We start from the raw sequence: 14,251 nt of genomic DNA, 5'->3' as shown, positions 1-14,251 counted from the left end.
TTGCAGGAACCACGAATATGGCCAGCCCCACTCAAGTCACCGCCTCCACCTGCTGCTACTGCGGCGTGGGCTGCGGCGTGCTGATCGAGCACGACGGCGAGAAGATTCTCGGCGTCGCCGGCGACCCCAGCCACCCGGCCAACTTCGGCAAACTGTGCAGCAAGGGCTCGACCCTGCACCTGACCGGCGACCTCGACGCCCGCGCCCTCCATCCCGAGCTGCGTCTGGGCAAGGGCCTGGCCCGTTCGCGCACCGACTGGGACAGCGCCCTGGATCACGCGGCAGCGGTGTTCGCCGAGACCATCCGCGAGCACGGCCCCGACAGCGTCGCCTTCTATATCTCCGGCCAGTTGCTGACCGAGGACTACTACGCCTTCAACAAGCTGGCCAGAGCATTGGTGGGAACCAACAATATCGACAGCAATTCGCGCCTGTGCATGAGCTCGGCGGTGGTCGGCTACAAGCGCAGCCTCGGCGCCGACGCCCCACCCTGCAATTACGAGGACATCGAGCAGAGCGACTGCCTGCTGATCGCAGGCTCCAACATGGCTTACGCCCATCCGGTGCTGTTCCGCCGCCTGGAAGAAGCCAAGGCCCGCCGTCCGGAGATGCAGATCATCGTCGTCGACCCGCGGCGCACCGACACCTGCGAGTTGGCCGACCTGCACCTGGCGATCCTGCCCGGCACCGATGTGGCGCTATTCCACGGCATCCTGCATATCCTGCTATGGGAGGGCTGGATCGACCGCGCCTATATCGACGCCCACACCGAAGGCTTCGATGCACTGAAGAAGCTGGTGCGCGACTACAGCCCGGCGGTCACCGCCGACCTTTGCGGCATCAGCCTGGACGATCTGCAGCGCTGCGCCGAACTGATCGGCCGCGCGCCCTCCTTCCTCTCGCTGTGGTGCATGGGGCTCAATCAGTCCAGCTCCGGCAGCGCCAAGAACAGCGCGCTGATCAACCTGCATCTGGCCACCGGGCAGATCGGCAAGCCCGGCGCCGGCCCCTTCTCCCTGACCGGCCAGCCCAACGCCATGGGCGGTCGCGAGACCGGCAGCCTGAGCAACCTGCTGCCGGGTCACCGCGAGGCCGGCAATGCCGAGCACCGCGCCGAAGTCGCCGCCTACTGGGGCGTCGACGCCCTGCCGCAGACGCCCGGCTTGTCCGCCATCGAGCTGTTCGATGCAGTGCACGACGGCCGCATCAAGGCGCTGTGGATCGCCTGCACCAACCCGGCGCAGTCGCTGCCGAACCAGAGCAAGGTGCACGAGGCCCTGGCCGCCTGCCCCTTCGTCGTGGTGCAGGAAGCCTTCTTCACCACCGAGACCTGCCGCTACGCCGACCTGCTGCTGCCCGCCGCCAGCTGGGGCGAGAAGGAAGGCACGGTGACCAACTCCGAGCGCCGCGTCAGCCATGTACGCCGCGCCGTGCCAGCGCCCTTCGATGCGCGGCCCGATTGGTCGATCACCTGCGACTTCGCCCGTCGCCTGGAAACTCTGCTCCGCCCCGGCCTGCCCAGCCTGTTCGATTTCGCCGACAGCGAAGCGCTGTTCGAGGAATACAAGCACCTGACCGCCCAGCGCGACCTCGACCTCTCGGGGCTGAGCTACGCGCTGCTGGATAATCAAGGTCCCCAACAATGGCCGTTTGCGCCTGGCGCGCGCCAAGGCACCGCGCGGCTCTATGCCGACGGCCGCTTCCCCACCGTCAGCGGGCGTGCGCAGTTCCATGCCGACCCGTACCGCGCGGCGAAGGAAAAGCGCGAGGCGCGCTATTCGCTCACCCTCAACACCGGCCGCCTGCGCGATCAGTGGCACGGGATGAGCCGCACCGGCACCGCGGCGCGCCTGTTCGGCCATGTCGAGGCCGCCGTGCTCGGCCTGCATCCGGATGAATTGCGTCGCCGCCGCCTGCGCGATGGCGATCTGGTCAGGCTGCGCAGCCGCCGCGGCAGCCTGATCCTGCAGGTAGAGGCCGACGAGTCGGTGCGCCCAGGCCAGGCCTGGCTACCGATGCACTGGGGCGACCGCTTCCTCAAGGGCCTGGGCACCAACGTGCTGACCCAGCCGGCCTTCGACCCCCTGTCAAAGCAGCCGGAACTCAAGCATGCCGGCGTCGAGGTGGACAAGGTCGAGCTGCCCTGGCAGCTGTTCGCCCTGGTCGAGGGCGAGGTGCAGAGTCGCTTCGAGGCCCTGCGCCCGCTGTTCGAGAGCTTCGCCTACGCCAGCCTCACCCTCACCGGCCGCGAGCGTCCCGCCCTGCTGATCCGCGCTGCCAGCGCCGTGGCGCCACAGCCCGAACTGCTGGCGCAGATCGACCGCCAACTGCGCCTGAACCAGGGCCCGGTACTGGCCTACGACGATCCGCGCCGCGCGGTGGGCAAGCGCGTGCGCATCGAGGACGGGCGCATCGTCAGCATCCGCCTGGCCGGGGAAACCGCCGCCAGCGAGTGGCTCAGAAGCCTGTGGCTGGACGGCCAGGCCGACGCCGACCTGCGCCGCTGGCTGCTCGCCCCGGTTTCCGCACCGCCGGGCAACGCTGGCGTCAACACGCGCGGCAAGACCCTGTGCAACTGCCTGAACGTCAGCGAAGGCGCGGTATGCGCCGGCATCGCACGTGGCCTGGACCTGGACGGCCTCAAACGCGAGCTCAAGTGCGGCACCAGCTGCGGCTCCTGCGTACCCGAAATCAAACGCCTGCTGGCTCAACAGCGGATGGCGACACATGCGTAGGGTGCGCCATGCGCACCAATCACACCGATATCCAGGTGCGCACGACCTAGGCGCCCCCGCGACACCCAACGAGAGGTAAGCGATATGAATGCGAAAGTCTGGCTGGTTGGCGCTGGTCCTGGTGACCCCGAGCTGCTGACACTCAAGGCGGTCAAGGCGCTGAATCAGGCCGAGATCGTGATGATCGACGATCTGGTCAACCCGGCCGTGCTCGAACATTGCCCGGGCGCGCGTATCGTCTCGGTGGGCAAGCGCGGCGGCTGTCGCTCCACCCCGCAGGCCTTCATCCATCGCCTGATGTTGCGCTACGCACGCCAGGGCAAGTGCGTGGTGCGCCTCAAAGGCGGCGATCCGTGCATCTTCGGCCGCGGCAGCGAGGAAGCCGACTGGCTCGCCTCGTACGGCGTCGAAGTGGAAATGGTCAACGGCATCACTGCCGGTCTGGCTGGCGCCACCAACTGCGGCATTCCCCTGACCCTGCGTGGCGTGGCGCGCGGCGTGACCCTGGTCACCGCCCATACCCAGGATGACAGCTCGCTGAACTGGCAGGCGCTGGCGCAGAGCGGTACGACGCTGGTGGTCTATATGGGCGTGGCCAAGCTGGCCGACATTCAGGCCGGCCTGCTCGTCGGCGGCATGAGCGGCGAAATGCCGGTGGCGATGATCGAGAACGCCTCGCTACCCGAGCAGCGCGAATGCCGCAGCCAGTTGGCCAATATGACCGCAGACGCCCGCGCCTTCGCTCTGCGCAGTCCAGCCATTCTGGTGATCGGCGAAGTCGCCCGCGCCAGTAGCCAGCTCGGTATGCCCCAGCTCCTGCATGCCTGACCGCTTCGCGCTCCTGCGAAGTCGTCTTTTGCCCGCCGCCCCCGGCGGGCTTTTTGTCGTCAGTAAAACGTTTAAAAGAAAGGCTATGTTTGCCTGAAGTGTTGGGGCGGATGCTAAGGCCGTAGGGTGGGCTTCAGCCCACCAGCAGTGGTTGGTCAGCTAAAGCGGATCGCCCCGTACAAGGCTTCCGAGCTTTCCTTGCCCCCAGCAACAGCCAATAGAAAAAGAAAAACCCGGCCGAGGCCGGGTTTCTCCTTACAGCACCAGAAGCATTACTGCTTGATCTGGGCTTCCACTTCGGCTTCAACGCGACGGTTGATGGCGCGGCCAGCGTCGGTGGCGTTGTCGGCTACCGGACGGGACTCGCCGTAACCAACAGCGTTCACACGGCTGCCGTCTACACCGTACTGGTTGACCAGCACGTTACGTACGGCGTTGGCGCGACGCTCGGACAGCTTCTGGTTGTAGGCGTCGGTACCAACGGAGTCGGTGTGGCCTTCAACGGTGGTGGTGGTCTGCGGATACTGGTTCATGAAGTCAGCCAGGTTCTTGATGTCACCGTAGCTTTCTTCCTTCACGCGGTCCTTGTCGAAGTCGAACTTGACGTCCAGCTCGACGCGAACGGTTTCCAGAGCCGGCTCCGGAGCAGGCTCGGGTGCCGGAGCCGGAGCTGCGGCTACAGGAGCCGGAGCCGGGGCCGGCTTGCTGCCGCCGCCGAAGTTCAGACCCACACCCACACCAGCTTGCCACTCGGTGTCGCCCTGGTCGATGTTGTACAGAGCCTCGACGCCGGTACGGGCGTAGAAGTTCTCGGTGAAGTAGTACTTGGCACCGGCGCCAGCGATGGCCAGAGTCGAGTGGTTACGGCCGCCGCTGTTGGCGTCGCCGATGCTCTGATGGCCGAAACCGGCGGAGACGTAGGGACGCAGACCCACACCCGGCTGACCGAAGTGGTAGATGGCCTTCAGGTCGGTCAGGTTGCCCTTGATGTTCTTGCTGCCGAGAGCGCCAGTGCCACGAATGTCGTGGTACTCGCCGTAGGACAGCGCCAGCTCTACATCGTCGGTCAGGTAATAGCCAATGCTGCCGCCGAACAGGTTGCCTTCATCGTGAGCGAAGTCACGCTGAGAGTCGGCGAAGTAGCGATTGACGAAGCCCTCCACCTCGACAGCGCCTTGGCCTTGTGCCAGCGCGCCGAAGGAAGTAGCGGCAACGAGAGAGCCAATGACTACGCCCAAGGTGTTTTTTACTTTCATCCGTTAAATCCCCATCTTGGTGGTTAATAAGTCGCCGCGAACATCAGTCGGCAACTTGGCGGCGATTTTATCAGGGTTCGCCACTCCCTTAGTGGTCAGGAAGCTGAACTAAGTTTCGGAATTTTCCGAAAATTTATCCCGCAACCGATCCAATGCTCGCTTGTAGCGCATTTTCGTTGCGCTCAAGCCCATGTGCATGATGTCGGCAATCTCTTGAAACTCGAGCTCTGCGACAAAACGTAGCACCAGAATCTCGCGGTCGATCGGGTTGACGTGCACCAACCAGCGATCCAGACCGCCTCGCTCCTCGACTTTGGGTGTCTTTTCGTCGGAAGCTTCTTCGAGCGGATCCAAACTTAAGGCGTCAATCAATCGACGCTTGCGTCGCTCTTTTCGATACTGCGTGATGCATTCGTTGTAGGTGATGCTGTAGAGCCAGGTCTTGAACTTGGACTTGCCCTCGAAGTTCTTGAGGCCATAAAGAACTTTGAGCATCACCTCCTGACAGACATCGTCGGCATCTCTTTCGTTCCCCAAGTAGCGCGCACAAACGTTGAACAATGTGCGCTGGTAACGCCTCATCAGCTCTTCATAGGCACGAGTGATGTGAAACAGCTCGTCGTGGGCGCGCGCCACCAGCTCTTCATCGGTGAGCTCGCGGGGGTCGTAGCGCGTGGGCAGGGCTTGAGCTTTGTTCAAAACGAGTCGGGCCGACGGTCAGGACGAAAAGTGCCCGGCAGGTCACACCTGTCGGGCAGCTGCATAAAATAACAGATTGGCGTCAGCGACTGTTCACGCGTTGCTCGAGCATCACTCGATTGGCCACCGATACCAGCTCGCCGGTATCGGTCAACAGGGTGGTTTTCACTGTACCGATCTCTTCGATCTGGCCTTCGACATCACCAACCTGCACTTGTTGCCCGACCTGATACAGCTCGCGCACGTAGATGCCGGCCAGGATCTGGCTGGCGATATCGCGGCTGCCCAGACCCAGCGCCAGCGCCACCGCCAGGCCGACGGAAATCAGCACGATGGCGATGACGTTGTTGAGCAGATCGGTCTTGACCTCCAGCTGGCCGATGGCAACCGAGATGCTGATGATGATCACCAGCCCCTGCGCCACCCGGCCCAGGCCATTGGCGTACTCGAGACCCACCCCTTCGGCGGCGCCACGCACCAGGCTGCTGACCAGTTGCGCCAGCAGCACGCCTGCCAGCAGCACCAGAGCCGCGCCGAAAACCTTGGGCAGGTACAGCGCCAACACGTCGAGAGTGGCGGAGACACGCTGCAGGCCGAGCGATTCAGCGGCGGAAACCAGAAAGATCAGCAGCACGAACCAGTAGACGATCTTGCCGATCAGCGTCGAAACCGAGGCGTGGATACCGACGCGCGCCAGCAGCTTGGTCAGGCCGGTGCCCATCATCAGGCGATCCAGTCCGACCTTGCCGAGCAGCTTGGACAACAGGGTGTCGAGCAACTTGGCGACGACGAAGCCGAGCAGCACCAGCACCAGTGCGACGAACAGGTTGGGAATGAATCCGGCCACCTTGGTCCACAGGGCGGTCATCGCGGAGATCAGGCTTTGGGTCCAGGGATCGAGTTCCATTTCAGTCGGCCTTGTCAGCAGAAGCAGAGGATTGGGTACGGCGCGATACCGGCGCGACATGCGCCGAACCGTTGTTCAGGGCGATCATCAGGGCCTGCGCCCAGTGCCCCATCAGGCTGAACAGATCACCAGCACCGACCTGGCGGTTGGCGGTCTTGAGAACCCGGTGCAGGCAAGCATCGTCGTCATGGCTGGACGGCGAGGACTTGAGCAAATCGCGTAGAGACTCTTCGAATGGATCGTGCATGCGCACCTCACGGGATGTCACGGCTAGACGCAGCAGCCAGCGGATGAGTCACACATCACAGCCAACGCCAACGGCGAAAAAGTACCAGCAGCCCCAGCGCCAGCGCAGATATCAGGCCACAGGCGACAAGAAAACCCACTGAGCTTTCGGCACCGGGAATGCCGCCGACATTGATGCCCAGCAGACCGGTAATGAAGGTCAAGGGCAGAAACAGTACGGCAGTGATGCTGAAGCGATACATCAGCCGGTTCATGCGCTCGTTCAGGCGCCGGCTTTCCGCCTCGAGAACCAGATTGGCGCGTTCGCGAATCAGCTCCAGCTCCTCGAGATAGCGGGTCAGGCGGTTGTTCAGCTCATTCCAGTAATCGCCGTCGTCCTCGACGAACCAGGGTTGCCGGTTGCGCGCCAACTGCGCATAGAGATCGCGCTGCGGCGCGAGAAAGCGGCGCAGACTGGCCGCACGTCGGCGCACCTGCAGCATCAGAGCGTGGTTGGGACGGTAACGCTCATCCTCATCCAGCCCGACCTCCTCGACATCGAGCTGCTCGCTCAGCTCGTTGACCAGATCATCGACACGAATGGTGAGCTGGCGCGCCAGCTCAAGCAGCAGCTCGGAAGAGGTCCTCGGCCCCTTGCCCGCCAGCAGATCGGCGATCAGCACATCGGTCGCCAGCAGCGGACGCAGGCGCAGGGAGATCACCCGGCGGGCATCGGCAAAGATGCGCACCGAGACCATGTCTTCCGGGTCGGCGCCGGGATTGCGATTGACGCCACGCAGGAAGATCAGCATCTCGTTGCCCGGCAACGGCAACAGACGCGGTCGGGTGTTTTCCTCCAGCAACAGATCGCAGCTGAACTCATCCAGCCCACTGCTTTCGCGCAGCCAGCGCCGCGATTGCTCGTGGCTGCGATCCCAGTGCAGCCAGAGGCTTTCCTGCCCGCTCAGTTGCAGGCAGTCCAGCTCACTGCGACTGATGCTGCGCGCCCCGCCCCGCCCATCGAGCACGAAGGCGTGCAGCAGCGACGAATCCTGATCCTGCATCGACTTATTCCGGCATGCTCAGCGCTTGCGGGGAAACGATGATGCCGTTGTTGTCGGCATACAGGTATTCGCCCGGCTTGAAGGTTACGCCGCCGAAGGTCACCGGCACGTTCAGGTCGCCGATACCGCGCTTGTCGGTCTTCATCGGGTGGCTGGCCAGCGCCTGGACCCCCAGGTCGGTCTGGGCGATCACGTCGACATCACGAATGCAACCGTACACCACGATGCCTTCCCAGCCGTTCCTGGCGGCCTTCTCGGCCAGCATGTCACCCAGCAGCGCGCGACGCAGCGAACCGCCGCCGTCGACCACCAGCACCTTGCCCTGTCCGGGCAGATCGACCTGTTCCTTGACCAGCGAATTGTCCTCGTGGCACTTGATGGTCACGATCTGGCCGCCAAAGGAGTCACGACCACCGTAATTGGCGAACATCGGTTCGACGACCTGGACCAGCTCCGGGTAGGCATCGCACAGATCAGGGGTGATGTAGTGCATGACAAAACTCCTTTCGAGAATGGATGAACGCAGCCACCTGCATGGACCTGCTTGCAACGGAACAATTCAGCACCGCGCTTCGCTCGCAATGAACGGCGAACGGGCGATAGCCCCGGAAATGACCACCAACGCATGATGCGTCATAGTACCGGTTAGCAATCGCCGAAGGAACGGTCACTCTAGCTCAAGCACCCGCCGCAGAGGCCTGCTCGGCAAACTCCGCGGGCAGTTGCAGATGCCGTAGCCAGTATTCGGCCAGTGGCCAGACCTCGCGCTGGGCGTCCTTGCTGACCAGCATTTCGACATGTCCGAAGTCGCTGGTGAATCCCGTGTCCTTGCCCAGCAGGAGAAATTGCGTCGGCGCGGCGCTGCATTGCTCCAGCAGCTTGCGACAGGCCCAGGCGGGATCCTGATGATCGGCTGCAGCCGCCACGCCCAGGATCGGTATACGCACCTGGGCGAGGCCTGCCCACCAATCACGCTCGGCATCGCCGAAACGCCCGAACAGCCTGAGCCAGCGCAGGGTTTCCAGCGCCAGGCCGATCGGTTCGTCCTCCGGCCCGCGCTTCAAACGGCGCCCGGAAAGGTAGGGAAAGGCGCGCAGCAGCAGGCGCCCGCCCCACTCCACCGGCGGCACCTTCAGCGGCCAGTAGATGCGGCTTATCTGGCTGCCGAACAGGGCAGCCGAGCGCGCGTGCGCTTGCCCGAGATAACCGCCACCCAGCGCCGCCGCCAGGATCACCCCGCCCAGGGAATGGCCGATCCAGTGCGCGGCCTGTCCTGTCTGTTCGAAGATGAAGCCCGCGATGGCCGGCAGGTCGTAGCGCACGTATTGCGCCACGTTGTTGTCGCGGTAGCTGTCATTGCGTGGCGACAGACCGTGACCGCGCATTTCCGCGATCCAGACATCGAAACCAGAACGCGCCAGGTGGGCGCCCAGGCCGATGCCCTTGGGTGAATACCAGAAACGCCGGTTGGAAAAGCTGCCATGCAGCAACACCACGGGCACGCCGCGCGCCCCTTCGCTGCCGGCCAGCCCCAGCCGGGTCAGGGCCAGCTCGACGCTGGAGTCCGGGCTGTTGTTGGGTTTGAGAAGATAGACGTCTTCGCTCAGATCGCCACGCAGTTCGGCGCTGATCAGGGCAACGGGAAAAAGCTCACTACTGCTTTGCATGAATCGGAAACCGCACTGGCGCTGTGCCACAAAGAGGAACGACACTCATAAAAAACCGCCGGAGCGATGTTCGAATCGCTGGCGACGGCTCGGGGACTGATCAGCAAAAAGGGCGGGTTCGACCCGCCCTTTTTTCCGGTTCAGCGACGGGTATCAGGCGGGCTGCGCTTCGGCCAGGAAGAACCAGGTATCGAGTACCGAATCCGGGTTCAGCGACACGCTTTCGATGCCCTGCTCCATCAGCCACTTGGCCAGATCCGGATGGTCCGACGGGCCTTGGCCACAGATGCCGATGTACTTGCCGGCCTTGTTGCAGGCGGCGATGGCATTGGCCAGCAGTTTCTTCACGGCCGGGTTACGCTCGTCGAACAGGTGGGCGACGATGCCGGAGTCGCGGTCCAGGCCCAGGGTCAGCTGGGTCAGGTCGTTGGAGCCGATGGAGAAGCCGTCGAAGAACTCCAGGAACTCTTCCGCCAGCAGCGCGTTGGACGGCAGTTCGCACATCATGATGACCTTCAGGCCGTCCTGACCGCGGGCCAGGCCGTTGCTCGCCAGCAGCTCGACCACTTGCGAGGCCTCGCCCAGGGTACGCACGAAGGGCACCATGATCTCGACGTTGGTCAGGCCCATTTCACCACGCACCTTCTTCAGCGCACGGCATTCCAGCTCGAAGCAGTCGCGGAAGGATTCGCTGATGTAGCGTGAAGCGCCACGGAAGCCGAGCATCGGGTTTTCTTCTTCCGGCTCGTACAGCTTGCCGCCGATCAGGTTGGCGTACTCGTTGGACTTGAAGTCCGACAGGCGCACGATAACCTTTTTCGGCCAGAAGGCAGCGGCCAAGGTGCTGATGCCCTCGACCAGCTTCTCGACGTAGAAGTCGACCGGGTCGCCATAGCCGGCGATGCGCTTCTCGACGCTGTCCTTGATTTCCGGAGGCAGGCTGGCGAAGTTCAGCAGCGCCTTCGGGTGCACGCCGATCATGCGGTTGATGATGAATTCCAGGCGGGCCAGGCCCACACCCTCGTTCGGCAGCTGGGCGAAGTCGAAGGCACGATCCGGGTTGCCGACGTTCATCATGATCTTGAACGGCAGTTCGGGCATGGCGTCGACCGAGTTCTTGCGAATGTCGAAGCCCAGCTCGCCCTCGAAGATGAAGCCGGTATCGCCTTCTGCGCAGGAGACGGTCACGCCCTGGCCATCCTTCAGTACGCTGGTGGCGTTGCCGCAGCCGACCACCGCCGGGATGCCCAGCTCACGGGCGATGATCGCCGCGTGGCAGGTACGACCGCCGCGGTTGGTGACGATGGCGCTGGCGCGCTTCATCACCGGCTCCCAGTCCGGGTCGGTCATGTCGGAAACCAGCACGTCGCCCGGCTGCACCTTGTCCATCTCGGACACGTCGTGGATCACCCGCACCTTGCCGGCGCCGATGCGCTGACCGATGGCGCGACCTTCCACCAGCACGGTGCCCTTCTCTTTCAACAGGTAGCGTTCCATCACGGTGGCGCTGGAGCGGCTCTTCACGGTTTCCGGACGGGCCTGCACGATGTACAGCTTGCCGTCGTCACCGTCCTTGGCCCACTCGATGTCCATCGGGCGGCCGTAGTGTTTCTCGATGATCAGCGCCTGCTTGGCCAGCTCGCTGACCTCGGCGTCGCTGATGCAGAAGCGCGCACGCTCGGCGCGGTCGACTTCCACGGTCTTGACCGAACGACCGGCCTTGGCCTCGTCGCCGTAGACCATCTTGATCGCCTTGCTGCCCAGGTTGCGACGCAGGATCGCCGGACGGCCGGCTTCCAGGGTCGGCTTGTGCACGTAGAACTCGTCAGGGTTGACCGCGCCCTGCACCACGGTCTCGCCGAGGCCGTAGGCACCGGTGATGAACACCACGTCACGGAAGCCGGATTCGGTGTCGAGGGTGAACATCACCCCGGCGGTGCCGGTTTCCGAACGCACCATGCGCTGCACGCCGGCGGACAGGGCGACCAGCTTGTGGTCGAAGCCCTGGTGCACGCGGTAGGCGATGGCACGGTCGTTGAACAGGGAAGCGAAGACTTCCTTGGTGGCGCGGATCACGTTGTCCACGCCGCGGATGTTGAGGAAGGTTTCCTGCTGGCCGGCAAAGGAAGCGTCCGGCAGGTCTTCGGCGGTGGCGGAGGAACGCACGGCCACGGCCATGTTGTCGTTGCCCGCGCTCATGGTGGCGAAGGCTTCGCGAATCTGCTTGTCCAGCTCGGCCGGGAAGTCGGCTTCCATGACCCACTGGCGAATCTGCGCGCCGGTCTTGGCCAGGGCGTTGACGTCGTCGACGTCGAGCGCGTCGAGGGCCGCGTGGATCTGGGCATTCAGGCCGCTCTGCTCGAGGAAGTCGCGGTAGGCCTGAGCCGTAGTGGCGAAACCGCCGGGAACCGAGACGCCGGCGCCGGCCAGGTTGCTGATCATCTCGCCGAGGGATGCGTTTTTGCCCCCCACATGCTCTACATCGTGGACGCCGAGCTTATCGAGGGAAACTACGTACTCTACCAAGGTGATCTCTCCACTAACGGTGTTGGAAAAGCTCAGTGGGCTGCGCAATGTCGAACGACCGAAGTCGCGCGATTGTGGCCGTGCCCTTGAATAAGTAACAATGCCTGAACCCCATGGGCCCGGCGAAAAACGCGGCCTATCATAGCCAAGAATCGATCTCAGCTTAAGGCCTTTGGCGCAAATGAAACGAACCGCTTTCTTCATCTCCGACGGCACCGGCATCACGGCCGAAACCCTGGGCCAGAGCCTTCTCGCGCAGTTCGAGAATATTCAATTCACCAAACTTACGCGTCCTTATATCGACAGCGTCGATAAAGCGCGCGCCATGGTACAACAAATCGATGCTGCCGCCGAAAGGGACGGTGCACGCCCGATCATCTTCGACACCATCGTCAATCGCGATATTCGTGCGATCCTCGATACCGCAAATGGTTTCATGATCGATATCTTCTCCACCTTTCTCTCGCCCCTGGAACAGGAGTTGAGTTCGCACTCCTCCTATTCCGTCGGCAAGTCGCACTCCATTGGCCAGCACTCCAACTACATGGAGCGCATCGAGGCGGTGAACTTCGCCCTGGACAATGACGACGGCGCGCGCACCCATTATTACGACAAGGCCGATCTGATCCTGGTAGGCGTCTCGCGCTGCGGCAAAACGCCCACCTGCCTGTACATGGCGATGCAGTACGGCATCCGCGCCGCCAACTACCCGCTGACCGAAGACGACATGGAGCGTCTGCAACTGCCCGACTCGCTGAAAAAGCACCGCGACAAGCTGTTCGGCCTGACCATCGACCCGGATCGCCTCACTGCCATCCGCCACGAGCGCAAGCCCAACAGCCGCTACGCCAGCTTCGCCCAGTGCGAGTTCGAAGTGCGCGAGGTGGAGAACCTGTTCCGCCGCGAAAACATCGCCTTCATCAACTCCACGCATTTCTCGGTGGAGGAAATCTCCGCCAAGATCCTGGTGGAGAAAGGTGTTGAAAGGCGCCTCAAATAACCGCTGCAAGCACATGTTTACAAAGGGAAAAGGCTCGACACCTCGAGCCTTTTCTCATTCAGAACCTAGAAGCTTTCAGCAGGCACGCGCACCCAGCCTTCCATCAGAACCCTCGCACTGCGGCTCATTACGGCTTTGGTCACCGTCCACTGACCATCGACCATCTTGGCCTGCGCGCCGACACGCAGGGTGCCGGACGGATGGCCGAAACGTACCGCCTCGCGCTCGCCGCCACCGGCAGCCAGGTTGACCAGCGTGCCGGGAATCGCCGCCGCCGTGCCGATGGCCACCGCGCAGGTGCCCATCATCGCGTGGTGCAGCTTGCCCATGGACAGCGCACGCACCAGCAGATCGACCTCGCCGGCCTTCACCGCCTTGCCACTGGAGGTGCGGTAGTCCTTGGGCGGACTGACGAAGGCGATCTTCGGGGTGTGCTGACGTGTCGCAGCCTCCTCGGCCGTCTTGATCAGCCCCATGCGCAGCGCACCGGCAATGCGGATCTGCTCGAAGCGCGCCAGTTGCGCCGGATCGCCATTGATATCCTCGCGCAGCTCGGTGCCCCGATAGCCGATGTCCTCGGCATTGACGAACACGGTCGGGATGCCGGCGGTGATCATGGTCGCCTTGAAGCTGCCGATACCGGGCACTTCCAGGTCATCGACCAGGTTGCCGGTGGGGAACATGGAGCCACCGTCCTCGCCATCGTCGGACGGGTCGAGGAACTCCAGCACGATCTCCGCCGCCGGGAAGGTCACGCCGTCCAGCTCGAAATCGCCGGTTTCCTGCACCTGGCCATCCGTGACCGGCACATGGGCGATGATGGTTTTCTGAATATTGGCTTGCCAGATGCGCACCACGCAGGTGCCGTTCTCGGGAATCCGCGCGGGATCGACCAGGCCGGCATGGATGGCGAAGGCGCCAGCCGCCGTGGACAGGTTGCCGCAGTTGCCGCTCCAGTCGACGAAAGCCTTGTCGATGGACACCTGGCCGTAGAGGTAATCGACGTCATGCTCGGGCTGGCTGCTTTTCGACAGGATCACGCACTTGGAGGTGCTCGAGGTGGCACCGCCCATGCCGTCGATATGCGCCGAATAGGGGTCGGGGCTGCCGATCACGCGCATGAACAGCTTGTCGCGGGCCTCGCCCGGCACCTGACAGCGCTCGGGCAGGTCCTGCAGGCGGAAGAACACGCCCTTGCTGGTGCCGCCACGGATATAGGTGGCGGGGATTTTCACTTGAGGCAGATGAGCCATGAGTGCAGTCCTGAAGTAGCCCGGATGCAATCCGGGATCGAATCATTCAACCTTGCCCCGGATTTCATCCGGGCTACGCGCTTGTCTCCCC

General features: G+C 63.4%; 12 protein-coding genes. 3 read left to right on the top strand and 9 right to left on the bottom strand.

Annotated features, from left to right (window positions below):
* The first annotated feature begins 17 nt into the window (after positions 1-17).
* The gene (locus BLS61_RS18525) at positions 18-2,735 is read left to right on the top strand and encodes a nitrate reductase (RefSeq protein ID WP_090433333.1); all 2,718 of its coding nucleotides are present in this window, start codon (positions 18-20) and stop codon (positions 2,733-2,735) included.
* Positions 2,736-2,819: 84 nt separating this feature from the next.
* Positions 2,820-3,563 carry a uroporphyrinogen-III C-methyltransferase gene (gene cobA, locus BLS61_RS18520; protein ID WP_090433331.1) on the top strand — a complete coding sequence of 248 codons (744 nt, stop codon included), beginning with the start codon at positions 2,820-2,822 and terminating at the stop codon, positions 3,561-3,563.
* 272 nt (positions 3,564-3,835) lie between these two features.
* Here the strand turns inward: cobA and BLS61_RS18515 are convergent, their stop codons facing one another.
* From BLS61_RS18515 to ppsA, 8 genes are all read right to left on the bottom strand, one after another.
* Positions 3,836-4,819, bottom strand: a complete 984-nt coding sequence (locus BLS61_RS18515) for an OmpA family protein (protein ID WP_090433329.1) — start codon at positions 4,817-4,819, stop codon at positions 3,836-3,838.
* A 108-nt stretch (positions 4,820-4,927) separates the two neighbouring features.
* Positions 4,928-5,518, bottom strand: a complete 591-nt coding sequence (gene sigX / locus BLS61_RS18510; RefSeq protein ID WP_090433327.1) for an RNA polymerase sigma factor SigX — start codon at positions 5,516-5,518, stop codon at positions 4,928-4,930.
* An 82-nt stretch (positions 5,519-5,600) separates the two neighbouring features.
* Positions 5,601-6,425 carry a mechanosensitive ion channel family protein gene (locus BLS61_RS18505; protein ID WP_090433325.1) on the bottom strand — a complete coding sequence of 275 codons (825 nt, stop codon included), beginning with the start codon at positions 6,423-6,425 and terminating at the stop codon, positions 5,601-5,603.
* A gap of 1 nt (position 6,426) precedes the next feature.
* The gene (locus BLS61_RS18500; protein ID WP_013715735.1) at positions 6,427-6,672 is read right to left on the bottom strand and encodes a hypothetical protein; all 246 of its coding nucleotides are present in this window, start codon (positions 6,670-6,672) and stop codon (positions 6,427-6,429) included.
* Positions 6,673-6,727: 55 nt separating this feature from the next.
* Positions 6,728-7,714: a zinc transporter ZntB gene (locus BLS61_RS18495; protein WP_090433324.1), complete on the bottom strand. Its 987-nt coding sequence runs from the start codon at positions 7,712-7,714 to the stop codon at positions 6,728-6,730.
* Between the two features lie 4 nt (positions 7,715-7,718).
* A complete protein-coding gene (gene rraA, locus BLS61_RS18490) occupies positions 7,719-8,207 on the bottom strand; it encodes a ribonuclease E activity regulator RraA (protein ID WP_090433323.1) in 489 nt (162 codons plus the stop codon).
* A 184-nt stretch (positions 8,208-8,391) separates the two neighbouring features.
* Positions 8,392-9,381, bottom strand: a complete 990-nt coding sequence (locus BLS61_RS18485) for an alpha/beta fold hydrolase (protein ID WP_090433321.1) — start codon at positions 9,379-9,381, stop codon at positions 8,392-8,394.
* 153 nt (positions 9,382-9,534) lie between these two features.
* The gene (gene ppsA / locus BLS61_RS18480) at positions 9,535-11,907 is read right to left on the bottom strand and encodes a phosphoenolpyruvate synthase (RefSeq protein WP_090433319.1); all 2,373 of its coding nucleotides are present in this window, start codon (positions 11,905-11,907) and stop codon (positions 9,535-9,537) included.
* A gap of 181 nt (positions 11,908-12,088) precedes the next feature.
* On the opposite strand from ppsA, the gene ppsR reads away from it, so the two are divergent.
* Positions 12,089-12,907 (top strand): posphoenolpyruvate synthetase regulatory kinase/phosphorylase PpsR, encoded by an 819-nt coding sequence (ppsR, locus tag BLS61_RS18475; RefSeq protein WP_090433317.1) that lies wholly within the window; start codon positions 12,089-12,091, stop codon positions 12,905-12,907.
* A gap of 65 nt (positions 12,908-12,972) precedes the next feature.
* Here ppsR and prpF read toward each other — a convergent pair whose 3' ends face one another.
* Positions 12,973-14,160 (bottom strand): 2-methylaconitate cis-trans isomerase PrpF, encoded by a 1,188-nt coding sequence (gene prpF, locus BLS61_RS18470; RefSeq protein WP_090433315.1) that lies wholly within the window; start codon positions 14,158-14,160, stop codon positions 12,973-12,975.
* Between the last annotated feature and the right edge of the window lie 91 nt (positions 14,161-14,251).

It is taken from the genome of Ectopseudomonas guguanensis, from assembly GCF_900104265.1.
Taxonomy (GTDB): domain Bacteria; phylum Pseudomonadota; class Gammaproteobacteria; order Pseudomonadales; family Pseudomonadaceae; genus Aquipseudomonas; species Aquipseudomonas guguanensis.
This window is presented reverse-complemented; position numbering and strand designations above follow the sequence as displayed.